The organism is Streptomyces sp. TRM64462 (assembly GCF_013362995.1).
Classification (GTDB): Bacteria; Actinomycetota; Actinomycetes; order Streptomycetales; family Streptomycetaceae; genus Streptomyces.
The window spans coordinates 23,938-48,287 of record NZ_JABWDV010000302.1 but is presented as its reverse complement, the minus strand read 5'-3'; the positions used below and the strand labels follow the sequence as shown (position 1 = coordinate 48,287).

General features: G+C 69.8%; 24 protein-coding genes and 2 pseudogenes. 20 read left to right on the top strand and 6 right to left on the bottom strand.

What is annotated here, in order from left to right; genetic code table 11:
* The first annotated feature begins 177 nt into the window (after positions 1-177).
* The 10 genes and pseudogenes from HTZ82_RS14645 to HTZ82_RS33070 form a co-directional block, all read left to right on the top strand.
* Positions 178-1,539: a hemolysin family protein gene (locus HTZ82_RS14645; RefSeq protein WP_175409800.1), complete on the top strand. Its 1,362-nt coding sequence runs from the start codon at positions 178-180 to the stop codon at positions 1,537-1,539.
* A complete protein-coding gene (locus HTZ82_RS14640; protein WP_175409799.1) occupies positions 1,536-2,567 on the top strand; it encodes a hemolysin family protein in 1,032 nt (343 codons plus the stop codon). Before HTZ82_RS14645 ends, HTZ82_RS14640 begins: the two co-directional genes overlap by 4 nt.
* Positions 2,568-2,664: 97 nt before the next feature.
* Positions 2,665-3,710, top strand: a pseudogene (locus tag HTZ82_RS14635) (zinc-binding alcohol dehydrogenase).
* Positions 3,711-3,759: 49 nt separating this feature from the next.
* On the top strand, positions 3,760-4,158 hold the full coding sequence (locus HTZ82_RS14630; protein WP_175409798.1) for a 6-carboxytetrahydropterin synthase: 399 nt from the start codon (positions 3,760-3,762) through the stop codon (positions 4,156-4,158).
* 15 nt (positions 4,159-4,173) lie between these two features.
* Entirely contained in the window at positions 4,174-4,854 is a 681-nt protein-coding gene (locus tag HTZ82_RS14625) for a RibD family protein (protein WP_175409797.1), read from the top strand.
* A gap of 148 nt (positions 4,855-5,002) precedes the next feature.
* A complete protein-coding gene (locus HTZ82_RS14620; protein ID WP_309235476.1) occupies positions 5,003-5,302 on the top strand; it encodes a trypco2 family protein in 300 nt (99 codons plus the stop codon).
* Positions 5,292-8,270, top strand: coding sequence for a trypsin-like peptidase domain-containing protein (locus HTZ82_RS14615; protein ID WP_175409796.1), 2,979 nt, complete (start codon positions 5,292-5,294; stop codon positions 8,268-8,270). Before HTZ82_RS14620 ends, HTZ82_RS14615 begins: the two co-directional genes overlap by 11 nt.
* A gap of 54 nt (positions 8,271-8,324) precedes the next feature.
* Positions 8,325-8,873, top strand: coding sequence for a GNAT family N-acetyltransferase (locus tag HTZ82_RS14610; protein ID WP_175409817.1), 549 nt, complete (start codon positions 8,325-8,327; stop codon positions 8,871-8,873).
* A 362-nt stretch (positions 8,874-9,235) separates the two neighbouring features.
* Positions 9,236-10,510, top strand: coding sequence for an APC family permease (locus HTZ82_RS14605; RefSeq protein ID WP_309235474.1), 1,275 nt, complete (start codon positions 9,236-9,238; stop codon positions 10,508-10,510).
* 60 nt (positions 10,511-10,570) lie between these two features.
* Positions 10,571-10,747, top strand: a pseudogene (locus HTZ82_RS33070) (undecaprenyl-diphosphate phosphatase); the annotation flags it as partial.
* A 29-nt stretch (positions 10,748-10,776) separates the two neighbouring features.
* Here HTZ82_RS33070 and HTZ82_RS14595 read toward each other — a convergent pair.
* Positions 10,777-11,085: a PadR family transcriptional regulator gene (locus HTZ82_RS14595; RefSeq protein ID WP_175409795.1), complete on the bottom strand. Its 309-nt coding sequence runs from the start codon at positions 11,083-11,085 to the stop codon at positions 10,777-10,779.
* Positions 11,086-11,398: 313 nt separating this feature from the next.
* On the opposite strand from HTZ82_RS14595, the gene HTZ82_RS33065 reads away from it, so the two are divergent.
* Positions 11,399-12,130 carry a metalloregulator ArsR/SmtB family transcription factor gene (locus tag HTZ82_RS33065; RefSeq protein ID WP_375540818.1) on the top strand — a complete coding sequence of 244 codons (732 nt, stop codon included), beginning with the start codon at positions 11,399-11,401 and terminating at the stop codon, positions 12,128-12,130.
* Between the two features lie 27 nt (positions 12,131-12,157).
* On the opposite strand, the gene HTZ82_RS14585 is transcribed toward HTZ82_RS33065, so the two are convergent.
* Both HTZ82_RS14585 and HTZ82_RS14580 read right to left on the bottom strand, forming a co-directional pair.
* The gene (locus HTZ82_RS14585) at positions 12,158-12,793 is read right to left on the bottom strand and encodes an FAD-dependent oxidoreductase (protein ID WP_175409794.1); all 636 of its coding nucleotides are present in this window, start codon (positions 12,791-12,793) and stop codon (positions 12,158-12,160) included.
* On the bottom strand, positions 12,790-13,221 hold the full coding sequence (locus HTZ82_RS14580) for an arsenate reductase ArsC (RefSeq protein WP_175409793.1): 432 nt from the start codon (positions 13,219-13,221) through the stop codon (positions 12,790-12,792). Before HTZ82_RS14580 ends, HTZ82_RS14585 begins: the two co-directional genes overlap by 4 nt.
* Positions 13,222-13,311: 90 nt before the next feature.
* Between HTZ82_RS14580 and HTZ82_RS14575 the strand changes: the two genes are divergently transcribed.
* The 3 genes from HTZ82_RS14575 to HTZ82_RS14565 are packed head-to-tail and all read left to right on the top strand — an operon-like array spanning position 13,312 to position 15,790.
* Positions 13,312-13,620 carry a helix-turn-helix transcriptional regulator gene (locus HTZ82_RS14575; RefSeq protein WP_175409792.1) on the top strand — a complete coding sequence of 103 codons (309 nt, stop codon included), beginning with the start codon at positions 13,312-13,314 and terminating at the stop codon, positions 13,618-13,620.
* Positions 13,611-14,717, top strand: coding sequence for an ACR3 family arsenite efflux transporter (gene arsB, locus HTZ82_RS14570; RefSeq protein ID WP_375540821.1), 1,107 nt, complete (start codon positions 13,611-13,613; stop codon positions 14,715-14,717). The genes HTZ82_RS14575 and arsB overlap by 10 nt, the downstream gene beginning before the upstream one ends.
* Positions 14,714-15,790: an ArsO family NAD(P)H-dependent flavin-containing monooxygenase gene (locus HTZ82_RS14565; protein ID WP_175409790.1), complete on the top strand. Its 1,077-nt coding sequence runs from the start codon at positions 14,714-14,716 to the stop codon at positions 15,788-15,790. Before arsB ends, HTZ82_RS14565 begins: the two co-directional genes overlap by 4 nt.
* A gap of 69 nt (positions 15,791-15,859) precedes the next feature.
* Here HTZ82_RS14565 and HTZ82_RS14560 read toward each other — a convergent pair whose 3' ends face one another.
* Complete coding sequence (locus HTZ82_RS14560) at positions 15,860-16,003, bottom strand: hypothetical protein (RefSeq protein WP_175409789.1); 144 nt, start codon at positions 16,001-16,003, stop codon at positions 15,860-15,862.
* Complete coding sequence (locus HTZ82_RS14555; protein WP_175409788.1) at positions 16,000-16,209, bottom strand: hypothetical protein; 210 nt, start codon at positions 16,207-16,209, stop codon at positions 16,000-16,002. Before HTZ82_RS14555 ends, HTZ82_RS14560 begins: the two co-directional genes overlap by 4 nt.
* 287 nt (positions 16,210-16,496) lie before the next feature.
* Between HTZ82_RS14555 and HTZ82_RS14550 the strand changes: the two genes are divergently transcribed.
* On the top strand, positions 16,497-17,246 hold the full coding sequence (locus tag HTZ82_RS14550; protein ID WP_254711859.1) for a DUF6928 family protein: 750 nt from the start codon (positions 16,497-16,499) through the stop codon (positions 17,244-17,246).
* Between the two features lie 17 nt (positions 17,247-17,263).
* Here HTZ82_RS14550 and HTZ82_RS14545 read toward each other — a convergent pair whose 3' ends face one another.
* A complete protein-coding gene (locus HTZ82_RS14545) occupies positions 17,264-17,749 on the bottom strand; it encodes a DUF4265 domain-containing protein (RefSeq protein WP_175409787.1) in 486 nt (161 codons plus the stop codon).
* Between the two features lie 62 nt (positions 17,750-17,811).
* Between HTZ82_RS14545 and HTZ82_RS14540 the strand changes: the two genes are divergently transcribed.
* The 5 genes from HTZ82_RS14540 to HTZ82_RS14520 all read left to right on the top strand — a co-directional run bounded on the left by HTZ82_RS14540 (position 17,812) and on the right by HTZ82_RS14520 (position 24,347).
* Positions 17,812-18,597: a hypothetical protein gene (locus tag HTZ82_RS14540; RefSeq protein ID WP_175409786.1), complete on the top strand. Its 786-nt coding sequence runs from the start codon at positions 17,812-17,814 to the stop codon at positions 18,595-18,597.
* A gap of 126 nt (positions 18,598-18,723) precedes the next feature.
* Positions 18,724-20,784 carry a GNAT family N-acetyltransferase gene (locus HTZ82_RS14535; protein WP_175409785.1) on the top strand — a complete coding sequence of 687 codons (2,061 nt, stop codon included), beginning with the start codon at positions 18,724-18,726 and terminating at the stop codon, positions 20,782-20,784.
* A complete protein-coding gene (locus HTZ82_RS14530) occupies positions 20,781-21,260 on the top strand; it encodes an ASCH domain-containing protein (protein ID WP_309235472.1) in 480 nt (159 codons plus the stop codon). The genes HTZ82_RS14535 and HTZ82_RS14530 overlap by 4 nt, the downstream gene beginning before the upstream one ends.
* A gap of 259 nt (positions 21,261-21,519) precedes the next feature.
* Positions 21,520-23,082, top strand: coding sequence for an ATP-binding protein (locus HTZ82_RS14525; RefSeq protein ID WP_175409784.1), 1,563 nt, complete (start codon positions 21,520-21,522; stop codon positions 23,080-23,082).
* An 8-nt stretch (positions 23,083-23,090) separates the two neighbouring features.
* Positions 23,091-24,347: an ATP-binding protein gene (locus HTZ82_RS14520; protein WP_254711858.1), complete on the top strand. Its 1,257-nt coding sequence runs from the start codon at positions 23,091-23,093 to the stop codon at positions 24,345-24,347.
* The last annotated feature ends 3 nt before the right edge of the window (positions 24,348-24,350 follow it).

Here is a 24,350-nt window from a genome sequence, read left to right as displayed (position 1 = left end):
AGGGGCCGGGACTCCGTCCCACCCCGCCAGAACCACCCCGCCAGAACCACCCCCGAGGGCCGCCCGCCGGCGTCCTCCGCAGCAAGTAAGGAGCAGCAGACCCGCAATGGGTGAACCTCCCAGTACCGGCCGTGCCGCAGCCCGCCCGCTCATGACCGAGGGACGGGGGGTGGCACGGTGACCGAGGTACTCCTGCTGCTTCTCGCTCTCGCGCTGACGCTCGCCTGTGCCGTGTTCGTCGCGGCCGAGTTCTCGCTGACCACGGTGGAGCGCGCCGAGCTGGAGCGTGCCGCCGAAGCCGGTGAGCGGGGTGCCGAGAGCGCCCTGAAGGCCGCCAAGCGGCTCACGTTCCAGCTGTCGGGCGCCCAGCTCGGCATCACCGTGACGTCGCTGGTCATCGGCATGCTCGCCGAGCCGTCCGTCTCGGTGCTGCTGCGCGGGCCGCTGGAGGCCGTCGGGCTGCCCGCCGGAGCCGTGTCGCCCGTGGCCGCCTTCCTGGGCGTCGCCGTCTCCACCGTCGTCCTGATGGTGGTCGGCGAGCTGGTGCCGAAGAACTGGGCGATCTCCCGCCCGCTGGCCGTGGCCAAGGTCGTCGCGGCCCCGCAGCGCGGCTTCACCGCCGCGTTCGGCCCGCTGATCCACCACCTGAACAACACGGCGAACCGGCTCGTACGCCGCTTCGGCCTGGAACCGGCCGAGGAGCTCGCCTCCGCGCGTACGCCGGAGGAACTGGTCGCGCTCGCGAAGCACTCCGCCCGCGCGGGCGCCATCGAGGCGGACTCCGCGGAGCTGTTCGTGCGCACCCTGCACCTGGGTGAGCTGACCGCCGAGAACGTCATGACGCCCCGCGTCGACGTCAAGGCGCTGGAGGTCAACGCCACGGCGGCCGACGCGGCGAACCTGACCCTGGCGACCGGCCTGTCCCGCTTCCCCGTCTACCGCGACAGCCTCGACGAGGTCGTGGGCACCGTCCACATCCGCGACGTCCTGGCCCTCGACGAGGACAAGCGCCCTCTCACCCCGGTCGCCGACCTCGCCACCGAGCCGCTGCTCGTCCCGCACTCCCTGCCGGTCGACAAGCTGCTCGGCCGGCTGCGCCAGGCCCGCACCATGGCCGTGGTCATCGACGAGTACGGCGGCACCGCCGGCGTCGCCACGGTCGAGGACATCGTCGAGGAGGTCGTCGGCGAGGTCCGCGACGAGCACGACCCGCACGAGACCCCCGACCTCGCCGAGGACACCCCGGCCCCCGACGGCAGCCGCGTCTGGCACGCCGAGGGCAGCATCCGCCTCGACCAGCTCGCCGAGATCGGCTTCACCGCCCCCGACGGCCCGTACGAGACACTCGCCGGACTGATCGCCACCCACCTGGAGCGCATCCCCACCGTGACCGACCGCCTCGACATCGACGGCTGGCAGCTCGCCGTGCTCCACGTCGAGCACCACCGCGCCGACCGCGTACGCGTCACCGGCCCCGCCCCCGCCCCCGCGGCGGTCGGCCCGGCCGCCGCGACGGCGAACGAGGCGGTGGCCCGATGACGACGCTCCAGCTCCTGATCGGCGCGCTCACCCTCCTCACCAACGCGTTCTTCGTCGGCGCCGAGTTCGCCCTGATCTCGGTACGCCGCAGCCAGATCGAACCCGCCGCCCTCAAGGGCAACCGCCGGGCGAAGACCACCCTGTGGGGCCTGGAACACCTGTCGGCGATGATGGCGACCGCCCAGCTCGGCATCACCGTCTCCTCCCTGGTCCTCGGCGCGGTCGCCGAACCCGCCATCGCCCACCTGCTGGAACCGCCGTTCCACGCGGTCGGCGTACCCGGGGGACTGATCCACCCGATCGCCTTCGTCATCGCCCTGACCCTGGCGACCTACCTCCACATGCTGATCGGCGAGATGGTCCCGAAGAACATCGCCCTGGCCGCCCCCGCGCCCACGGCCCTGCTCCTCGGCCCGCCCCTGGTCGCCCTCACCCGCGCCCTGCGCCCCGTGATCTTCGGCATCAACGCCTTCGCCAACGCGATCCTGCGGCTGATGAAGGTCGAGCCGAAGGACGAGGTCTCCTCCGTCTACACCGACGACGAACTCGTCCGCCTGGTCAAGGACTCCAGCGAGGCCGGCCTCCTCGACCCCGAGGACGGCGACCGCCTGCGCGACGCCCTCGAACTGGGCACCCGCCCGGTCGGCGAGGTCATGGTCCCGCTCAACCGCGTCGTCACCGTCGGCCATGGCATCACCCCGCAGGAGCTGGAGCGGACAGCGGCGGTGAACGGCTTCTCCCGCCTGCCCGTCACCGGCCCCGGGGGCACGATCCTGGGCTACCTGCACATCAAGGACGCCCTCGGCGCCGCGGACCGCACCAAGCCGTTCCCGCGCACCGCCCTGCACCCGGTCACCAAGGTCGCCCTCGACACGCCCCTGGACGACACCATGACCGCCATGCGCGCCGCCGGCACCCACCTGGCCGCCGTCACCGGCAACAAGGGCACCGTCATCGGCTTCGTCACCATGGAGGACGTCCTGGAGGAACTCGTCGGCCCCACCCCCGACACCGCCACCACGTCCTGAGGCACACCGGTCGCAACGTGATCGTCTAGGATCGCGGGAACTCCTCACGCTGAGAAGTGACGGTCCGCGAGCAGATTGCTTTAGCAGAGGGTCGCCTGTGCCGAGCCACATACGCTCCTTTTGGGTCATGCACCCGGGGCGGGGTGAGATCCTGACCTCCGCCTGCCCGCCTGCCCGCCTGCCCGCCTGCCCGCCTCCCCGCCTCCCCGCCTCCCCGCCTCCCCGCCTCCCCGCCTCCCCGCCAATGATGAGGCCGTAGTCCAGACCCTGTACTCGGCCGTGAGCCGGGGGACGGAATCGCTGGTCTATCTCGGCCGGGTCCCCGCCAGCCAGTACGCGGCCATGCGTGCCCCCTTCCAGGAGGGCGACTTCCCCGGACCCGTCAAATACGGGTACCTCAATGTCGGCCGGGTGGCGGAGGGGCCTACGGAGCTGGTGGGCCGGACCGTGTTCAGCCTGTACCCGCACCAGACCCGTTTCCGCGTTCCGGCCGCGGCGCTCACGCCGGTGCCCGACGCGGTGCCGGCGGAGCGCGCCGTGCTGGCCGGAACCGTCGAGACCGCGCTCAACGCGCTGTGGGACGCGCCACCGCGGATCGGTGACCGGATCGCGGTGGTGGGTGCGGGCATGGTCGGCTGCTGCGTGGCCGCTCTCCTGGCCCGGTTCCCCGGGGTCCGGGTACAGCTCGTCGACATCGACCCGGCCCGCAAGGAGGTCGCCGCGGCGCTCGGCGTCGACTTCGCCCATCCGGAGCAGGCGACGGACGACTGCGATCGCGTCTTCCACACCAGCGCCACCCAGAGCGGGCTTCAGCGCTCACTCGAACTGCTCGCTCCCGAGGGCTCCGTGGTCGACCTGAGCTGGTACGGGGACCAGCCGGTGACCCTGCCACTGGGGGAGTTCTTCCATTCCCGGCGCCTTTCGCTGCGCAGCAGCCAGGTCGGTGCCGTCGCGCCGGAGCGGCGTGGCCGGCACACGGCCGCCGACCGGCTCGGTCTGGCGCTGGACCTCCTGCGTGACCCGGTCTTCGACGTACTGATCACGGACGAGTCCGATTTCGACGAACTGCCGCAGGTCATGGCCGAGATCGCCGCGGGCGGGCGGCCCGGGCTCTGCCACCGCATCCGCTACGGCCCCCGCTGATCCGCACCTGCCGCAGGCACCCCACCGACAACACCCTTCCGGAGAATCCATGTTCAGCGTCACCGTCCGCGATCACCTGATGATCGCCCACAGCCTCCGCGGTGAGGTCTTCGGCCCCGCGCAGCGCCTGCACGGAGCGACGTACGTGGTGGACGCGACCTTCCAGCGTCCGGAACTGGACGGCGACAACCTCGTCGTGGACATGGACCTGGCGGCCCGGGAACTGCGCGGGATCGTCGCGGCTCTGTCCTACCGGAACCTCGACGAAGAACCCGGCTTCGCCGGCACCAACACCACCACAGAGTTCCTGGCCAAGGTCATAACCGACCGCCTCGCGGCCCGCATACACGACGGTGCCCTCGGCCCCGCTGCCCGCGGCCTGACCGGGCTCACCGTGCAACTCCACGAATCGCACATCGCGTGGGCCGGCTACCAGCGCACCCTCTGACCGCCGCCCCCGGCCATGGCCCCGCACCCGTACGTACTGCTGTCGGCGGCCGTCTCCCTGGACGGCCGCCTGGACGACACCTCCCATGAACGGCTCGTGCTCTCCAGCCGCCGGGACCTCGACCGTGTCGACCAGGAGCGCGCCGCGGCCGACGCCATCCTCGTCGGCGCCACCACCCTGCGCAGGGACAACCCGCGCCTGCTGGTGACGAGCGCCGAACGGCGCGCCCGGCGCATCGCCGCCGGCAAGCCGGGGCATCCGCTGAAGGTCACGGTCACCGGGTCGGGCGAGCTGAACCCGGGTCTCGTGTTCTGGCACTGCGGGGACGAGAAGCTGGTCTTCACGGTCGATGGCGCACTGCCCCGGACCCGCCGGGCCCTGGGCACCCTCGCCGATGTCGTCAGTACCGGCCCCGCTCTCGACTGGCACCTCGTCCTCGCCGAACTCGGCCGGCGCGGGGTGGAACGACTGCTGGTGGAAGGCGGCGGGACGATCCACACCCAGCTCCTGGCACAGAACCTGGCCGACGAACTCCACCTCGTCATCGCTCCCCTTCTCGTAGGCGACGCCGCCGCCCCGGCGTTCCTGGGCCCGGCCCCCTATCCCGGTGGTCCCACGGCCCGCATGAAACTCCTCGAAGCACGCCCCATCGACGACGTCGTGCTGCTCCGCTACGCCCCGAAGTCCCGTTCCTGAGTTCCTGAGTGGTGACGGAGCCGAAGGCCCCAGGCGGATGGGGAAGTCGCCCTTCGGGAAGAGCAGTTGACGATCCGTCGGTATGCTCGGCGGAAACGGAAACAGTCGACGGGTGTCGGGCGAGACGGGGGTACGCGTGGAAGACGCGGTGGAACTGGCAGACATGATCGCCCAGTTGCGGAGCGAGCTGAGCCGGGCCATGGCGGACGGGGACGGTGGCGAACTCCGCTTCCAGGCGGAGAAGCTGGAGCTCGAACTCACCGTGGGAGTGGAACGGAGCCGCGAGCCGGGGGCCAAGGTGCGGTTCTGGGTGTTCGACGTCAACCATTCCGCGCGCTCGGCACGCACGGCCACCCAGCGGATCATGCTGACCCTCCAGCCGGTACGCGGAGAGGCACCCGACCGCCCCGCGCTGATCTCGGGCGCCGAACTGCCCGATGAGACCTGAGCCTTCGGCCCCCGGGCCCGGGCTCGACCCTCACCGGATCGCCGAGATCATCGTCGAAGCCGGCGGCGGCAGGCGGCGCGGTTCCGGCTACCTGATCTCCGCCGGCCTGGTCCTCACGGCCGCCCACGTGGTCGCCGACGCGACCGGGACGGTCGTGCGGTGCGACGCCGACCGGTCCGGCGAGTGGTCGGCTCCGGCGGCCGTGACCTGGGCGGACCAGGGCAGCGACCTCGCCGTGCTGACCTTCGTGCCACCGGCGGGAGCCCCCGCGGTCGTCGAGCCGGCCCGTTTCGCGCGTATCGCCGACGACCGGCACGGCGTGTTCCGCGTGCACGCTGCCGGGTTCCCGCTGTGGAAGCGGCGGCGCCGCGCCGACGGTACGTACTTCCGCGAAGTGCACCAGGCGGACGGGACGGTGGCGGCACTCTCCAACCTCCGTACCGGCACGCTGGAAATGACCGTGGCACCGGCCGGTGCCGACCCCGACCCGGGTGCGTCGCCATGGGCGGGCATGTCGGGGGCCGCGGTGTGGGCCGGCGACCGCATCATCGGCGTGGTCGCCGAACACCACCGCTGGGAGGGCGCGGGCCGGCTCACCGCCGTCCACCTCGACCAGGCGTTGCGCAGGCTCGACGCCGCGGACCGCACGGAACTCGCCCGGCTGCTCGCGCTCTCCGGCACGGAGGTTCAGACCCTCGCCACCGTCGGGGACGCTCACGACCAGCGGGCTCCAGGAGTCCGTGTGGTCGGGGTTCCCGTCGCGCACGGCATAGAACTGTTCAATAACCGCACACGTGAACGCGACGCGGTCGCCCGCCATCTGAGCGATCCCGCCATCCGCATGGTGACCATCACCGGGCGGCGCGGGATCGGCAAGAGCGCGCTCGCCGCGAAGGTCATGGACTTCCTCGACCGTGGCGAATGGCCCGGACCTGTCCAGGGGCCGCTCCCGTCCGGCCTGGTCAACCTCTCCACCCGTACGTCCGGGATCTCCCTGGAACGCCTCTACTTCGACTGCGCCCGCCTGCTCGGCCCCGAGCGGGAAGCGCATCTGCGCGGGGTCTGGGCCGCCGCCGGGACGACGCAGGACCGGCTGGCCGAGCTGCTCGCGGCCATCGGAGACCGGCTGATCGTCATCCTCATGGACAACCTGGAGGACCTGCTCCACGACGACGGCGGCATCGCCGACGAGGAGCTCGCGGTCTTCCTCGACTGGCTGTTCCGCGCCCGCTCCACTCCGCGTCTCCTCGTCACCAGCCAGGTACCGGTACGCCTCGCACCCGAGCTGCGGCGCTTCGCGGCCCAGGTGGAGCTCTTCGAGGGTCTCAGCCCCGCCGAGGCGGCCGCGCTGCTGCGCGAACTCGACCGGGACGGCAGCCTCGGCATAGCCGACCTGACCGACGACGAACTGCTGCACGCCGCGGTCCGCGTCCACGGCGTCCCGCGCGCGCTGGAACTCCTCGTCGGCGCGGTCGCCGACGAGATGGTGCCGCTGCCCAGCCTGAAGGACGTACTGGAGGACTTCACCCGACGTCATGACGTCGTCGCCGACCTCGCCCAGGACCGCTACCAGCGCCTCGACGCGCCGCCGCGCGCCGTCCTCGGTGTCCTCGCCGCGCTGCGCACGCCCGCGTTGCAGAGCACGGTCGAAGAGATCCTGGGCGCGCTCGATCCGGAGCTGCCCGTGGTTCCCGTCCTCGCCTCCCTCGTCCGCGTGCACCTGGTCTCCGTGGACCGGGCGAGCCGCACCCTCGCCCTGCACCCCATGGACGCGGACCTCGCCTACGCGCAGATGCCACGGCACGGACCCTTCGGGAAGCAGGCGGTGGAGCGGCAGATCGCGTCCTGGTACGCGCGCAGGGCAAGGCCGCGCGACACCTGGCGGGCGCTGGAGGACATCGAGCCGCACCGGCGGCAGTTCGACCATCTCGTACGCGCCGGTGACCACGACGGTGCCGCGCGGGTGCTCAACGGGATCAGCGAGTGGCTTGTCTGGCACGGCTCGGTACTCACCGCGGTCTCGATGCACCTCGCCGTCGACGGACACATCTCGGAGGACCGGGTACGCCTCGCCCACACCGTCGCCTTCGGGCACGCGCGGCTCAGCGCCGGCCCGATGGAGCAGGCCGTCGGACTCTTCACCGAAGCGGCGGCTCTCGCCGAACGTCTCGGCGACCGTTCGGCGCTGCAGAACGCCCTGTTCGGCCTCGGCGACGCCCACCGCCAGCTCGGCGACCAGGAAGCCACGGTCGAACCGCTCGCCCGCGCCGCCGAGCTGGCGCGCGAACTCGGCGACACCGAGCGGGAAGTGCACGCACTGCTCTCCCTCAGCCTCGCCTACAGCTACCTCGGCGACGGCGAGCGCGCGCTGGACGGCGCCGACCGGCTGGCGGCACTGGCCGGCGCGAGCGGCGACCCGCTCACCGTCGCACGCGCCGGCAACGCCCGCACCATCGCCCTGCTCATGCTGGGCCGCTGGCAGGAGACCGCCGACGCGGGCGCCGAGACAGCCCGCGCCTACCGCGCGGCCGGCAGTCAGGAGGCGATCGCCTACGCGCTGAACGCCCGGGGCATCGCCCTCCTGGCCCTCGGCCACCCGGCGCAGGCGGTCGCGGTGCTGGAAGAAGCCCGCCACGAGGCCTCCCTCATGGAGAATCCCCGCGCCGAGGGTGTCTGCCTGCTCAATCTCGCCTGGGCGTACTGGTGCGACGGCCGCCTCGCGCAGTCCGCCACGACGGCCGAACGTGCCTCGACCGCCCTCCAGATCGCGGGAGCCGCCCAGGCGGAGGCGGCCCGCTCCCTGGCGGAGGCGGCCCGCGCCCTCCCTGCCGGCCCGCAGTCCGCGGCCGTCGCCCTGACCCGTGCGGCTGCAGCCCTCGACGGCAATGCCGAGGTCATCGCCCCTTCCTGGCTCACCGACCACGCCCGCCGACTGACGGACTCTCCCCGGGGAGGCGAGGCCCGGTGACCCGCCGGGATATTCGGTGTTCTGCCCGCCCCGCGAGCACACAAGATGGTGCGCATGACTTTGGCGACCCCCGTCCTGCACACCGCTCGCCTGCGACTGCGACCCTTCACCGACACCGACGCAACCGCCCTCTTCGCCCTGCACAGCAGCACCTACGTGATGCGGTACTGGGACTCCCCGCCGTGGAACGAACCGGCCCGCGCCGAACGCTTCATCGCGATGTGCCGGAAGTTGGCGGACGAGGGCACCGGGGCGCGGGTGGCCATCGACCGTGCTTCTGACGGGGCCTTCGTCGGCTGGTGCGCTCTGTCCCAGTGGGACCCGGTCAACCGCAGTGCGTCGCTGGGTTACTGCCTCGACGACGCGATGTGGGGCCACGGCTACGCGACGGAGGCCGCGCACGCCTTGCTGCGGTGGGCATTCGACACACTGGACCTGAATCGGGTCCAGGCCGAGACCGATACGCGCAACGTGGCATCCGCCCGGGTTCTGGAGAAGGTCGGATTCGTGCGTGAGGGGACGTTGCGGGAAGACTGCGTCGTGAACGGCGAGGTGTCCGACTCGTGGGTGTTCGGGTTGATCAGGCGAGAGTGGCGGCCGTAGCGGCCCTGGCCGGGCAGCTCGGTCTACGCGGCGACCAAGACGCCAGGGACGGACACCGGAGCGGACGGCTTCTCCTGGCCGCCGGTCTCACCCTGGACGACGTACGGGTCTTCCTGCCGTGCCGTGCCGTGCCGGGACGGAGACCTGACCACGGCGCCGCCGTCCGACAAGGGCATACGGGTCGGCCAGCGGCCTGACGGTCCGCCTCAACACGACAGGCGACGGCTCCTACGCCAGACAGTGACGACCGAACCGCACAGCCGAAGTGCGGGCGCCGCGACCACCGACGGCCGCTCATATATCGTTCACCGATATCGGAGTCCGTTAGCCGGTACGAAGGTACCGTCGGAGGAGAGCAGGCCGTGAGCAGCACGCCATCGAAGCCCGCAGGGTTGCCGGACGAGTTGCGCCGGCGGCTGGGGGTGCCCGACGCGGTGGTGATCGGCCTGGGGTCGATGATCGGCGCGGGCATCTTCGCGGCGCTCGCGCCCGCCGCCAGGGCCGCCGGATCCGGCCTGCTGGTGGGGCTGGCCCTGGCGGCCGTGGTGGCGTACTGCAACGCCACCTCATCCGCTCGGCTCGCGGCCCGCTATCCCGCGTCGGGCGGTACCTACGTCTACGGCCGTGAACGCCTCGGTGAGTTCTGGGGCTATCTGGCGGGCTGGGGCTTCGTGGTCGGCAAGACCGCCTCCTGTGCCGCCATGGCCCTGACGGTGGGCCTGTACGTGTGGCCCGGCCAGGCGCACGCCGTGGCGGTGGCCGCGGTGGTGGCGCTGACCTCGGTCAACTACCTGGGGGTGCAGAAGTCCGCGTGGCTGACCAGGGCGATCGTCGCTGTCGTGCTGGCGGTCCTCGCCGCCGTCGTGGTCGCCGTGCTCACCTCGGGCGCGACGCGGGCGGCACGGCTGGACATCGGCGACGACGCAACGTTCGGCGGGGTGCTCCAGGCTGCCGGGCTGCTGTTCTTCGCCTTCGCCGGGTACGCCCGTATCGCCACGCTCGGCGAGGAGGTGCGCGACCCGCAGCGGACCATCCCCCGCGCCATCCCGCTCGCCCTCGGCGTCACGCTCGTCGTGTACGTGCTGGTGGCCGTGTCCGTGCTGCTGGTGCTCGGCCCCGCGCGGCTGGCCGAGGCGACGGCGCCGCTGTCGGACGCGGTGCGCGCCGCCGGTGTGGGCGGGCTGGAGCCGGTCGTCCGGGCCGGTGCGGCGGTGGCGGCGCTCGGGTCGCTGCTGGCACTGATCCTGGGGGTGTCCCGTACGACGCTGGCGATGGCCCGGGACCGGCACCTGCCGCACGCCCTGGCCGCCGTGCATCCCCGCTTCAAGGTGCCGCACCGGGCCGAGCTGGTGGTGGGCGCGGTGGTCGCGGTCGTCGCGGCGACGGCCGATGTGCGGGCGGCGATCGGCTTCTCGTCCTTCGGAGTGCTGGCCTACTACGCGGTCGCCAACGCGTCCGCCTGGACCCTCACGCCCGAGGAGGGCCGCCCGGCGCGGGTGATTCCGGTCGTCGGACTGGCCGGCTGCCTGGCCCTGGCCTTCGCGCTGCCCGTGTCGTCGGTGATCTCCGGCGCCGCGGTCCTGGGGGCGGGCGCCGCGGTGTACGGCATCCGCCGCCTGGCGAGCACCCGGTCCTGACGATCCCTCTCAGGCCGCCGCCCGGCCGCCGTGTCCCGATCCTGCGCCTCCTGCTCTGGCCTGGGCCTCACCGCAAGGACCTGCCACCGGTTCCTGCCCGTCTCCTCCTCCGCCCATCTGAGCCTGACGGCTGTGGCGGCCGGCTGGCCGGACCCGGGCGCCGCGTTCACGGCGGCCGCCCAGGTCGGCACCGAGACCGCGGTGCTGATCCGGATCGTCACCGCGTGGGCCCGCTCGCCGGCAGCGCCATCGGCGGCTGGCACCCGTCACGCCGGGGCGTCGTCGCCCAGAACCTCGCGGGCCAGCTCCCGCAGCGCCCTGCGGTCCTCGGCGAGCGCCTCCTTCCCGGCCTCCGTCGCCCGGTAGACACGCCGGGTACGGCCGTCCACCACACGCTGCTCGGACTCCAACAGCCCGTCCGCCTCCAGCCGGTGCAGCGTCGGATACAGAGTGCCGGGACTGATCCGGTAGCCGTGCCTGGCCAGTTCCTCCGTCATCCACGCGCCATGGATCTCCTCCTCGGCCGCGTGATGCAGGATGTGCAGCCGCACCGCACCACGTTGGAACTCCCGCACCTGTCGGGCCACCTCCTCATCCGGCAACCAGTGACGGAACCGATATCGGGAGTCGAGTCTACGCGGAGCGTCCGCTGAGCAGCCGGACCACAGCCCAGTCGCGCCGGGTCAAGGCTCCGCCGGCCCTGACGGCGGCTGTGATGCCGGCCGCGACCGCGTGCGGCGGTGCCGACGCCCCGTCGGACACCGGCCTGAAGAAGCCGCAGGGACCTCAAGGCCGCCCTCGACAAGCCCGAGGCAGCCGCCAAGTGAGTGGCCCCACCACCACACCGTCCGCCGCAGGGACCGGGACCGGTGCGCGGTCCCTGCGGCGGTGGGCTTCTTCCAACAGGTCAGCCCCGCCGAGTTCTTCACCGGCACCGAGTGGACCCCGCTCTTCGCCGACAAGAAGTCCGGCGTGCTGCCCCTGGTCGCCGCGACCCTTGTCATCACCGGCATCGCGCTCCTTGTGGCCGTTCCGGTCGGCCTCGGCGCCGCCATCTACCTGAGCGAGTACGCCAGGCCGGGTGCGCGAAAGGCCCTCAAGCCGAGCCTGGACGTCCTCGCCGGCATCCCGACGGTCGTGTACGGCTTCTTCGCGTTCTTCGCGACAGCGTTCATCACCCCGCTCCTCCAGGACGTGCTGCCCGAAGCCTGGGCGCCCGAGGTGCGCAACGGCCTCGCGGCGGGCCTCGTCATGGGCGTGATGATCGTGCCGACGATCGCCTCGCTCACCGAGGACGCGCTGGAGACGTGTGGCGTCGAACTCGTCGGCTTCCTCACCGAGCGCGACGAGGCCGAGCGGCTCGCCGCCATGCTGAAGGCCATCGCCGACCCGACGCGGCTCCAGCTCTACCGCATGATCGAGCAGGCACCAGGGGGCGAGGCGTGCGTCTGCGACCTCACCGCCGCGCTGGGCTTCCGCCAGCCCACGGTCAGCCACCACCTGAAGGTCATGTGCGACGCCGGACTGCTGGACCGCGAGCGCCGTGGCACGTGGGTCTGGTACTCGGCGAACCCGGAGGGCCTGCGCCGCATCCGCGAGATCCTGAAGCCCGCACGCTGAACGTGCTCCGCCACGCTGACGGCCGGATCAGCCGAGGACGTCGGCGAGGTGGCGCTCGGCGTCCAGGGCGGCCGCGCAGCCGGAGGCGGCGGCGGTGACGGCCTGGCGGTAGGTGTGGTCGACGACGTCGCCCGCGGCGAAGACGCCGGGGATGTTCGTACGGGTGGAGGGGGACTGGACCGTGATGTATCCCTCGTCGTCCAGGTCGAGCCGGCTCTTGAACAGCTCGGAGCGCGGGTCGTGGCCGATCGCGACGAACAGGCCGGTCACGTCCAGGTCGCGGGTCTCGCCGGTGATGTTGTTCCGTACGGCCACGCCGGACAGATCCTCCTCGCCCGGCAGCCCGAGCTTGCGGTAGCCGGAGCCGGTCGCGACGATCACGGCCTTGGCGCGGTGGACCGTACCGGCGGAGTCGGTGACCTCCTTGATGTCGCCGTGCAGGTCGACGGAGACGACGTCGTCCTCGACGATCTCGGCGCCGAAGCGCTCGGCCTGGGCCCGCATGTTCTCCATGAGGACCGGTCCGTCGACGCCGTGCGGGAAGCCGGGGAAGTTCTCGACCTCGGTGGTCGTGGTGAGTGAGCCGCTGATGAAGATGGCGCCGCCGGCGGTGTAGCCGGCGGGGCCGCAGCCGATGACGATGACCTCACGGATCTCGCTCACACCGTGGCCTCCGGGGCCTGCGGCGTCTGCGGGGCGATCTCCTCGATGAGGCCCTCGACGAGCTTCTTGATCTCGTCGCGGATCGGCCGTACGGCCTCGACACCCTGGCCGGCCGGGTCCTCCAGCTTCCAGTCCAGGTAGCGCTTGCCGGGGAAGACGGGGCAGGTGTCGCCGCAGCCCATGGTGATGCACACGTCGGAGGCCTTGACCGCGTCGACGGTGAGGATCTTCGGGGTCTCGGCGGACATGTCGATGCCGACCTCGCGCATGGCCTCGACGGCGGCCGGGTTGACCTGATCGGCGGGGGCGGAACCGGCCGAGCGGACCTCGACGCGGTCCCCGGCCAGGTGGGTCAGCCACGCGGCGGCCATCTGGGAGCGGCCGGCGTTGTGGACACAGACGAAGAGCACGGAGGGCTTGTCGGACATCGGGGTCTCTCTTGTCGCATCGGCGAATCAGGCATGAATGACTTCAGCATCTGGTGGTGTCACCCACCGCTGATGTGAGAGTATCAGTCCATGATGACGTCAGTCGACACTGAACTGATCCGGGTTCTGGCCGATCCGCTGAGGCTCCGGATCGTGACCCTGCTGGCCCGCGAGACCCTCTGCACCACCCACCTCGTGGAGGAGACCGGCGCCCGCCAGACGAACCTCTCCAACCACCTGAGAGTGCTGCGCGAGGCCGGCGTCGTGGAGACCGAGCCCTGCGGCCGCTTCACGTACTACAAGCTGCGCCCCGACGTCATCGCCGCTCTGGCCGGCCAGTTCGCCGAGCTGGCCGAGACCGCCCGTACCGCCGCCGAGAACAAGAGGGCCTGTCCGTGACACCCCGTACCGATACCGCAGCACCGCCGTCACCCGTAGCGGCCACCGATGCGTCGGTGGTCGCCAAGCTGTCGACGCTCGACCGTTTCCTGGCCGTGTGGATCCTGCTGGCCATGGGCGTCGGCCTCGGGCTCGGCCGCGTGGTCCCGGGCCTGAACGACGCCCTCGCGGCGGTCGAGGTCGGTGGGATCTCGCTGCCCATCGCCCTCGGGCTGCTGATCATGATGTACCCGGTGCTGGCGAAGGTCCGGTACGACAAGCTCGACGCCGTCACCGGCGACCGCAAGCTGATGCTCTCGTCGCTGGTCGTCAACTGGGTGCTCGGCCCGGCGGTGATGTTCGCGCTCGCCTGGACCTTCCTGCCGGACCTGCCCGAGTACCGCACCGGCCTGATCATCGTCGGGCTCGCCCGCTGCATCGCCATGGTGATCATCTGGAACGACCTGGCCTGCGGCGACCGCGAGGCCGCCGCCGTCCTCGTCGCACTCAACAGCGTGTTCCAGGTCCTGGCCTTCGGCCTGCTCGGCTGGTTCTACCTGGACCTGCTGCCCGGCTGGCTGGGCCTCGGCGACGGCGAGGCGCTCGACATCTCGATGTGGAAGATCGCGCTCAACGTCGTCATCTTCCTCGGCGTGCCGCTGGTGGCGGGCTTCCTGACGCGCAGGCTCGGTGAGAAGAAGCTGGGCCGCGAGTCGTACGAGACGACGTTCCTGCCGAAGATCGGCCCGTGGGCGCTGTACGGCCTGCTGTTCACGATCGTCGTCCTGTTCGCACTCCAGGGGAAGACGATCACCTCGCAGCCGCTGGACGTGGCGCGCATCGCGATCCCGCTCCTCGTGTACTTCGCGGTGATGTGGTTCGGGACCTTCGCACTGGGCAAGGCGATCGGCCTGGCCTACGACCGTACGGCCACGCTCGCCTTCACGGCGGCCGGCAACAACTTCGAGCTGGCCATCGCGGTCGCCATCGCGACCTTCGGCGTGACGTCGGGTCAGGCCCTGTCGGGTGTGGTGGGCCCGCTGATCGAGGTGCCGGTGCTGGTGGCGCTGGTGTACGTGTCGCTGGCCTGGCGGCGGAAGTTCACGACCGCCGCATGACCGTGACCGTGGACGTGACCGTGGATGTGGTGGTGATCGGCGGCGGCCAGTCCGGGCTCGCCGCCGGTTACCACCTGCGCCGCCTCGGCCTGGACTTCGTCGTGCTCGACGCCCAGTCCGGGCCGGGCGGCGCATGGCAGCACACCTGGGACTCCCTGCGCCTGTTCTCGCCGGCCGCGTACTCGTCCCTCCCGGGCCGGATGATGCCACCGCAGGAAGGGGCGACGTACCCGGACGCGAGGCACGTCGTCGCGTACCTCGCGGACTACGAGCAGCGGTACGAACTGCCCGTGCACCGCCCTGTACGAGTCGCGGGCGTCCACCGGGACGGGGAGTTCCTGCGGGTCGAAACGGACCGGGGCGCCTGGCGGGCCCGCGCGGTCGTGAGCGCGACCGGCACGTGGGGGCGGCCGTTCCTGCCCGCGGTCCCGGGGCGCGAGGTGTTCCTCGGGCGGCAGCTGCACACCGTGGACTACCGCGGCCCACGCGACTTCGCGGGCCGGAGGGTGATCGTGGTGGGCGGCGGCAACTCCGGGGCCCAGGTCGCCGCCGACCTCGCGTACGAGTCGGACCTGACGTGGGTCACCCTGCGCGAGCCGCGCTTCCTGCCCGACGACATCGACGGCCGGGTCCTCTTCGACGTCGCCACGGCCCGGCGGCGGGCCCTGGACGAGGGCCGCACCGACAGCGGCGGCGTCGCGTCGCTCGGCGACATCGTGGCCGTACCGCCCGTACGGGAGGCGCGGGACGCGGGGTACCTCAAGGCGTCACCCATGTTCGACCGCCTGACGCCGACAGGCGTGGCCTGGTCCGACGGCATGACGGCCGACGCCGACGCGATCATCTGGTGCACCGGCTTCCGCCCGGCACTCTCCCACCTCGCCCCCCTGGGCCTGCGCGGCCCGCGCGGGCACATCCCCACGGACGGCACGCGAGCCCTCGCGGAGCCCCGCCTGCACCTGCTCGGTTACGGCGACTGGACGGGTCCCGCGTCCGCCACGCTCATCGGCGTGGGCCGCCCGGCCAGGGACGCGGCCCGCGAGATCGCCGCCCTGCTCAGGACAGCGAGCTGACGATCTCGTATGTGACCAGGACGATCGGCCAGGTTCCGGGCGCGGGCTCGCGGTAGTCGAAGCGGAGCGTCATGCCGAGGCCGACTCCGCCGAGACCGCCGAGACCGTCACCGGCTCCCTGCCGGCGCCCGTATCCAGCCGCACGGTGGGGAGCTTCGCGTTCTTCGCGAAGGACAGCTCGAAGTAGCCGATGCCCCCGTTCGTCGCCTTCACGTGCGCCACCAGGCCGTCCGAACCCGCAGCGGCGACGCCGCCCTCGGCCCGCCAGGTCTTGTCCTCCCCGTACGGCCAGTGATCGGGCGCATCCGGGCCAGTGTCACGGCGTCGAGCACCAGGTCGTCGACGCCGTCCAGGTGGTAGCCGATCGCGATCGGCCCGCCCACCATCGGCAGGTCGATGGCCCGCCCTCCCCGGCACACCTCCGCCGACCGTACGACCTCGTCGGCCGTGAGCTGAACCGTACGCCCGAAGACGCCGAGAGGGGCAGGAACTTGGCCAACTCGCGCTGTGCTTCCGCGCGGAAAGGAGAAAGATCAGCGTTTCTGCTGGCCAGATGGGCTGAGCGCCCCCGGCAGGACTCGAACCTGCGGCCAAGTGCTTAGAAGGTACTTGGTGGATGGGGGAGTGGGGTGGCTCTGACCTGCGCGAACGTACTCACTCGCTGGCCGCTCCCGGGCTGTCAGTGGTGGGGGCTAGCGTGCGTCGCATGGGAGCGAAGACGGCGCTACTAGCGTACGCGGACGGAGACGTGGCCTCGGCACTGCGGGAGGCCAGCGAGCCGGCGGCTGAGGGAACGGCGGCGTTGATCGCCCAGGTCTTCCCGGGCTGGGGGATGGAGTCGACGAAGGGCGATGTCCTGGGGGAATCGACGTACCCGCCAGAGCGCCTCACGTATGCGGCGAGCTTCCCGGGCGTGGACCTGGTCTGCGATCGGCGTCTGATGTTCGACCGCCCGTCGGAACTCCCGGCGCACCTTCTGGAGGCCGCCGCGGGCCGTCGCGTGATCCTGCACGCGATGCACAGCGTCTCGGATTGGCTTGCCTTCGCGGTCTGGGAGGACGGCCGCCTCCGCCGCTTGCTGAGCCTCTCGCCGGACGGCGGCATCGTGGAGAACATTGGTGACCCATTCCCCTTCGAGATGCCCTACTGGGCAGGTGACCGGCCCGTGGAGTTTGACCCGGCGTGGGACGAGGAGCCGTACGCACTGCCTTTCCACCCGCTGGAACTGGGCAACGAAGCCCTTCGAGCCCTCTTCGGCTTCCTCCTGGAAGGCCGGCCCTCGCCCGAGGACGTCGACCCGGACGAGGTCCCGCTGCTCGGCTTCGACCTCACGGACCCGGATGCGTCCCGGCGAGCCCAGGAACGGGCAGCACTCGAAGAGACGGCCCGGCGGATGCAACGCAGGAGTCTCCACCGCGGCCCGGATGGGAGCTGGAGCGAAGCCGTCGGTGGGTAACTGGCGCGCAGTGCCGCTCACCCCGACTGTGCTGCCCGCCAGGCATCGGTGACACAGCCCTCTTCCATGTCCCACCATTCTTGGGCCACGCTGTGATCGAGGAGCCGCTGGACCCTCGCGAGGTCCGCCGCCGGTGGCACGTTGAGGGCGACCATGCCGAATCGCTCGATCCCCTCTCCACCCACTCCCAGTTCCGCGAACGCGTTCAGAACGCTCTGCCGTGCCGCGCCAGATCCCTTGTCCCGCAACACGATGAGTCGGATCGTGCAGTTCTGAGACGGCTCGACCACATGGCCCGCCCAGAGAACGCCCTCCTCGTCGGGGTGGGTGGCAAGGACGTCTCCGCACGCCACGCCGCGTACGAACCAAGGAGTGTTGTCGAGTTGCACGGTGCCGTCGCCGCGGTCGAGAGCCCAAAGACTCTCTACCGAGGCGGGAGGCCAATCGCCATCCGTCTCGAGGTGGAAATGCACCTTCACATGTTCGGCTCCGGTCTGCGTCATCCGGTTAGGATGCACGACCTCTCCGACTCGGGCCCCGCGGGGCCCCGTGCTTGAATCGGCGAATGATCGAGTGGCAGTTGCCCAGGTACGGGCATGGACCGTACGACGAGGTTCCGCCTGTTCTCGAGCGGGTTCTGCGATCGCCGTCCCTCGACGAGGAAGCTTGGCGGGAACTCTGGCACCTCCTGGCCACCGAGGGGCTCACGGTCTCGGCAGCCAGCTTCGCCGCGCTCCCGTATCTGAGGGACCTTGCCCGTTCCGGCGAAACGGTCGCGATGGATCGGGCGCTGGAACTGGCCGGGGCGATCGTCGCGGGAGTCCTTCAGGACCATGGCGCCGACGAGCTCGTACGGGAAATGGCTCCTGTCGTCGCTGAGCTCAGGGACGTACTTACCCGCCGTATCGGTGACGGTGATCTTCCACCGACGCTCGCGGTGGCGTTCTTCCGGGCGGACCTCGCGTTCGCCGGCGCGACCGGATGGAGCATGGCCGAGTACGACTTCGATGACGGCTTCTATAGCGTGAGCTGCCCCCACTGCGACCTGCCTGTCACCGTTGCGATCGGCGACCACGGCCGGTACTCCGCCTATCGGGACTGGTGTGAGGGGGATGTCCGCCGCCGCCCCCTCAAGCCGTGCTCTGTTGAGCGACTTGGCAGTCTGGGCAGGCGAATGCATGACACCGCCCGCGCCCTCGGCCTCCTCCGGATAGCCGAGGGCCTCACCTACCTCTTCGGCCAAGCCGAGTGCCCGGACTGCGCCAGCGCCTTCGTCGTTGCCGATCAGTACGCAGCCGACAACGAACCTCATCACTCATCAAGTGACCCTGTCCCGACCGGTGGCTGGTGACAGGAAGAGAAACCGATCGATTCCCGCCAGGTAGCCGGTTCTGATCAATCAGTGGATCGGCACCGAGGCTGTTGGGCAGTATGCCGCTCTGGGGCGTTGAGCGGTTAAGGGAACTGGAGGGGGAGCATGGCGATCAAAGTGCTGCCGGTGTCGGGGGAGCAGACGGAGCTGCTGGACGCAGTGATTGCTTTGGGCGACAGATACACGAAGTACCTGGGCCTGCTCACGCCACCCGCGTACCGCAAGCACGCGGAGGACGGCGGTCTGCTGGTGGCCGTCGACGACGAGGAGGTCGTCGGCTACGCGCTCTTCGGGCTCCCCAAGCGGAATCTCTACGTGCGCCTGGCCCACCTGTGCGTGGCTGAGGAACATCGAGCAAAGGGCGTCGCGCGACGACTCATCGAGACGATTCGCGAGCGGCACGCTCACCGGCTGGGTATTCGTGCGAAATGCCGGCGTGACTACGGACTCAGCGATATGTGGACGGCGCTGGGCTTTGTTCCCAAGGGCGAGAGCCTGGGCCGGGGCAAGGACAAGGAGACGCTGGACACTTGGTGGCTCGACCTGGGCCACGAGGACCTGTTCACCGAGGCCCAGAGCGATGCACTGCTGGTGGTGACCGTCGACCACAGCGTATTCGCCGGGCTGCGCGGTGCAGGAGCGGAGCGCGCCGTCGAGGAGTCGCGTGCGCTCGAGGCGGGATGGCTCGCTGACCTGATCGAGCTCGCCTTCACGCCACAGCTGCTGCACGAGGTACGCGACGTTGAGGACCGAGAGGAACGGAATCACCAGCGCACGGGGCTCGCCGAGCTGCGGTCGCTCTCTCCCGGTCCCGCTGCGGTCTCGGCCCGCCTGGCGGAGCTGGTCACAGCGGCGCAGAAGGAGCTGCCGCACGTGCCTTTGGACAGTCGGCAGCGAGCTCGCTTGCGGTATGTGGCCGAGACTTCCTGCGCCGGCCTCCAGGTGTTGGTGACGCGCGACCCCGGACTGGCTGCCCTGGCGGACATCGCTTGGGCCGTCGCGCGAGTCAAGGTCGTCTCACCTGCAGTGGTCACGCTTCACGTGGACGAACTGCGACAGGCCCAGGTCTACCGTCCGGCGGATCTCATGGGTACGGCCTTCTCAGCTGAGGAGGTTGCTCCCGGCAGCGAAGGGGAACTGGTCGCCTTCTTCGACCAGGCTGGTGCCGACAGAGGATCCGCTTTTGAGGAGCGGCTGAGAGCCCTCTCCTCCGATGGGGTCTTGTGGCGCAGGGAGCTTCTCCGCGACGGTGAGGGAAGCCCCGTAGCCCTCTACGTGTGGGCCATGGACGGGCGCACCCTCAACGTCGCTTTTCTGCGGACTGCGTCGCATCCGCTGGAGGAGACGCTCGCACGGCAGCTGCTCTTCATGCTCAAGAGGCTCGGGCGAGGGCGAGAGGCCGAGGTCGTTCGGATCGCGGATCCATACGTGTCCAGGACGGCGATTTCAGCTGCCGCCGCCGACGGCTTCACGGAAGATGAGAGCGGCTTCGCTGCGCTTCTCGTCGACGTGTGCGGGGCCGCCGAGACGGTCTCGGAGAAAGCCGGGGAGATCGCGGCCCGCCTGGGGCGGGTGACGCCTCGTCTTGAGGAAGGCGAGTCGCCCGAGATCGCGAGCGTCGTAGAGCGGGTGTGGTGGCCAGCGAAGCTCATCAACTCCGCGCTACCGTCCTTCATCGCGCCGATCAAACCGCGGTGGTCCACGGAACTGTTCGATGTCCCGGCCATGCTCGTACCGCGGGACGACATTCTCGGCATCAGCCGTGAGCACGTCTACTACCGGTCGTCCGGGCACCGGGGAGAGACCGTGCCGGCGCGGATCCTCTGGTACGTCAGCGAAGGCACCTCCGGGCAGCAGGGCAAGATGGTGATCGGGTGCTCGCGCCTGGACGAGGTGCTCGTCGACGACCCCGACACCCTCTTCTCGCGATTCGAACACCTGGGCGTATATGGTCGTGCCGAAGTGCGTGCGACAGCCGATGCTTCGGGTAGGGCCATGGCGTTGAGGTTTTCGGACACGGAGATCTTTCCCGTACAGGTGACGCATTCACGATTGACCGTGTTGGCCAAGGGGCTGGGGCTACGGTGGGTACCGCCGATGTCGCTGTCGAAGACGAGTAGCGCGCTGTTCCAGGCCGTTTACGAAGAGGGGCACCGAAAGACGTGAGTGATCCGGAGCGCGCGATGCTGCTGTCCGTCCACCCTCGATTCGCCACTGCGATCCTGGCAGGGACCAAGACGGTGGAGGTCCGTCGGCAGCGCGTCGCCGCTCCACCTGGAACTCCTGTACTCCTCTACGCGACCGCGCCCACGATGGCCATCGTGGGCATGGCGCGGATCGCCTCGGTCCAGGTCGCTACCCCCCGTGAGGTCTGGTCGGCCAGCCGCGCGAGCGCCGGAATCAGCCGGCGCGAGTACGACGAGTACATGAGCGGCGCGACCCGGGCCAGCGGTCTGTCACTCGAAGAGCCGATTACCTTCGAAGCTCCTGTGACCCTGGCGGCGCTGCGAGCGTCGGCATCGTTCCACCCCCCGCAGAGCTACCGGTACTTGACGAGCCAGGACCTGAGAGAGATGGCTGCGGTGACCAGCGAGGCTGGCGCGGCCCTTCGCGGCGCGCTCAAGGACCTCGCGCCCGCCTGACCTTGAGGGAAGCCACGCTTCTTCCATCCGCTGGACAAGGGCGAGGCCGCACTATGTGCCCTCTTTGACTGCACCCTCGAAGGTCGCGTGCTGCTTCACGCCGGCAACGCCGACGAGGTCCGCCACGGGGCTTCCATCTCGCCGAGCCGTGACGGCAGGGGTGTCGGTCTACTCGTGGCACACGGCAATCGTCGAAGAGTCGCCCAACATGCCCTGTCCGGCGTACGATCCGGGAAACTCGGCTCGCTGAGAGGCGTACGTGGCAAGCACTCACAACCAGCAAGTCCTCGCGGAACACAAGGCAAAGTTCGAGCGGATGGTCCTCGGGGGGAAAGAGTTCAACAAGCTTCTCCGCGAGATGGGCGCGGAGCCCTATCGGTTCGTGGAGGATCGCCAGGACGGTCGGCGCTGGTGGATCTACATCACCCTGCCGGAGAACGTTCAGGAAACCTTTGATCTGCACCTCGAGGTGCTGTGCTTGTCTGCCTCGTATGAACGAGTGGAGCCGCGCACGCTTGACATCATTGCGGACCGGCTACGCAAGGGCGAGGCAAGGCTTGATCCAGACTTCGCGATCTTGCTCACTCCGGATGCGGGAGCGGAGAACCTCGTCCGCCGCCGCCGCGGGCAGCTGCCGATCCTAACGATCGACTCCAACGCGCTGATTGAAAATGGGGTTCAGATAAGCCTGCGCGAGCGCATCGCGCAGATCATGGTCACGCATGATCACTACGACCTGACCAAGCCCATCACCGAACCGGCCGCATTCTACGGGCGCCGAGCCGAGGTGCGGCAGCTTGACTTCGCTCTGGACCGTGGTCAGTCCGTCGGCATCTTCGGGCTACGTAAGGCCGGGAAGACCTCGCTGCTCAACTACGTGGAGAACCACCGGGCGGAGCAGGGTAAACCCGTGATCCGGCTGGACATCAGTGGACTGTCGACCGAGCAGTTCCAGCTCGGTCTGCTTGTGGAGTGTCACAAACTACTGCGTGCCACGTCGGGATCCGCCCCCCGTCTGACCTTGCTTACACGTGACGGCCGCCCCCACCCCGTCGCGAACATCTCCACGCATTGGCTCAACGACTTGGACATACTGCTGGACGCGCTGCCTGGTCGTCTGGAGCTGTTCATCGACGAGATCGACCAGGCTTGGCCTGGCCGGTCAAACCTCGAGGAGGGCGAGGCGTGGGCGCTGCTGCGATGCCTTACCCAGCTTCGAGGCGTCATCCAACGCCGCGAAGCCGAGGGTAAGGACGGTATCGGCATCGTGTGTGCCGGAGTGGACCCGGCAATCTTCGAGCGCCCGCTCCTCGATGGCCGAGACAACCTGCTCTACAAGTTCGTCCGCCTGTCGTTCCTGTCGCCGATGAAGAAGGACGAGATGCAGGAGATGGTGCGCAGTCTCGGCAGGCGTATGGGGTTGCGCTACCGCGACCCCGCGACCATTGACTTCCTCTTTCGCGAATTCGGCGGCCACCCTTTGCTCACCCGCAAGGCTTGCTCTGCTGCTGCCAGCACGCGCCCCAATGATGTCATCCCGTGGCACGTTCCCTTGGAGGCGCTCCAGGAAGCCCTGCAGCGGCGCGGCCCAAACACCCCACGCTCCGAGGTTGCGGACGTACTGAAGTCCTTCGCTGATTGGTTCGGGGACGAGGCGGCCATGCTCCCACTGCTGTGGTCGGAGGATCCGGAAGAGCAGAGGGATGCGCGTGAATGGGCGGAGAGCGAACCCGACATGGCCGCGCACTTGGTGTTGTACGGCATCACTGACGAGAAATGGGCACCGCGGATCCACGCGATGCGCGACCAGGTGCTGAAGTGAGGCCCTGAATGCGGCTACTACCTGCCCAGCGGAGCTGGGTCAACCAGGTCTGTGAGCATTTGATAGACGGCGAGACGGTCATTGCTCGGGGAGTGCCAGGTTCCGGTAAGACCGTCTTGCTGGAAGCTGTGGCACGCGAGCTGGGTGATACTAGCGTCCGTACTCGGGGGCGTGCCTACACCAACGACAATCAGGAAGAGCGAACAGCCGCGTTTCACGTGGACGTCTTTGACGCCCTGGATCGACATGGTGCGGCCCAATTGCTCTTCGACGACTATCCGCATGCGCTGCGCAACACGCACGGTCTGCGCCTTCAGCGGCAACTGCTTAAGCTGTTGGTGGATGGTGAACAAGCTCTGGACACTGGTGCGTTGCTGACTGGCCGTTGGGGTCGCAGTATGCACTTGATCTCTACTGGCTCTCCGCTAGTGGCACGCGCTCGCGTGGTTGCGCTGCCCGTTGCAGGCGAGGCGGACTTTGAAGCTGCGGGTTGCGCCCGTTCGGCGGATGCGGTAGCAAACGTGGGTGGAAACGCCGCGCTGCTGTCGAAGGTCGCGCCCGTCCTGGGACGTGTCGCCTTCCATCAGGTGTGCGAGGCCGCCGAGATCCTCGCGCCTAAGTGGGTCCAGGATGTGCCCTGGGAGGCCGCTACCTGGATTAAGGGCGTGCTGCGCGATGGCCCCGCGCCTCTACCTGCCGACGACTCCGCGACGGAGGCCCTGGCCCCGCTGCTAGTTCCGGCTGCCGAGCAGCAGTACGGGGTGGTCCGGGCCCTGCATTCAGAAGCAGCGCGTGTCGCTCTGGACGGCCGAGTGCCCACGTGGCCCGCCAACTGGCGGGAGTCCGTTAAGACTTTCTGCGGGTTTCTATCGGGCGTGCCGGAGGCCATTTGGGTGGACCGTTACATGGCCGTAAATCCTGAAAAGCTGCTGCGATTCGTTGAGGCTGTCCGCTCTGACTGCGGCACGCCGTTGCGAATGCTGATTGCTGAGAACAGGAACGACATCGCCTTCACTGCCGCCGATGTTGCCGCCTTTGAGCAGCAGCACTGCGAGGTCAGGGTTATGCACCGTGGTGACCGAAGGCAGCTCCATGACCGGCAGCTGATCTTTCTTGGCGACTTGGAGGGTGGGGTCGTGCTGCCTACCGCCCGTGTCCTGATGTGCCAGGACCCACCAGGTTCGGCAGTCGCTGTAAAGGCCCCGACGCTTGACCGCAAGCTGATGCTTGACGCATGGGACCGCGCCTCTCCGCCGAGGGTGTGAGGG

What these genes read in the sequence shown, in the direction of transcription:
- HTZ82_RS14535 (WP_175409785.1), top strand. Translation starts at nt 18,724, where the DNA reads ATGGCGATCAAAGTGCTGCCGGTGTCGGGGGAGCAGACGGAGCTGCTG.
- HTZ82_RS14610 (WP_175409817.1), top strand. Translation starts at nt 8,325, where the DNA reads ATGACTTTGGCGACCCCCGTCCTGCACACCGCTCGCCTGCGACTGCGA.
- HTZ82_RS14545 (WP_175409787.1), bottom strand. Translation starts at nt 17,749, where the DNA reads ATGACGCAGACCGGAGCCGAACATGTGAAGGTGCATTTCCACCTCGAG.
- HTZ82_RS14630 (WP_175409798.1), top strand. Translation starts at nt 3,760, where the DNA reads ATGTTCAGCGTCACCGTCCGCGATCACCTGATGATCGCCCACAGCCTC.
- HTZ82_RS14520 (WP_254711858.1), top strand. Translation starts at nt 23,091, where the DNA reads ATGCGGCTACTACCTGCCCAGCGGAGCTGGGTCAACCAGGTCTGTGAG.
- HTZ82_RS14575 (WP_175409792.1), top strand. Translation starts at nt 13,312, where the DNA reads ATGATGACGTCAGTCGACACTGAACTGATCCGGGTTCTGGCCGATCCG.
- HTZ82_RS14550 (WP_254711859.1), top strand. Translation starts at nt 16,497, where the DNA reads ATGGGAGCGAAGACGGCGCTACTAGCGTACGCGGACGGAGACGTGGCC.
- HTZ82_RS14580 (WP_175409793.1), bottom strand. Translation starts at nt 13,221, where the DNA reads ATGTCCGACAAGCCCTCCGTGCTCTTCGTCTGTGTCCACAACGCCGGC.
- HTZ82_RS14540 (WP_175409786.1), top strand. Translation starts at nt 17,812, where the DNA reads ATGATCGAGTGGCAGTTGCCCAGGTACGGGCATGGACCGTACGACGAG.
- HTZ82_RS14640 (WP_175409799.1), top strand. Translation starts at nt 1,536, where the DNA reads ATGACGACGCTCCAGCTCCTGATCGGCGCGCTCACCCTCCTCACCAAC.
- HTZ82_RS14625 (WP_175409797.1), top strand. Translation starts at nt 4,174, where the DNA reads ATGGCCCCGCACCCGTACGTACTGCTGTCGGCGGCCGTCTCCCTGGAC.
- HTZ82_RS14615 (WP_175409796.1), top strand. Translation starts at nt 5,292, where the DNA reads ATGAGACCTGAGCCTTCGGCCCCCGGGCCCGGGCTCGACCCTCACCGG.
- HTZ82_RS14565 (WP_175409790.1), top strand. Translation starts at nt 14,714, where the DNA reads ATGACCGTGACCGTGGACGTGACCGTGGATGTGGTGGTGATCGGCGGC.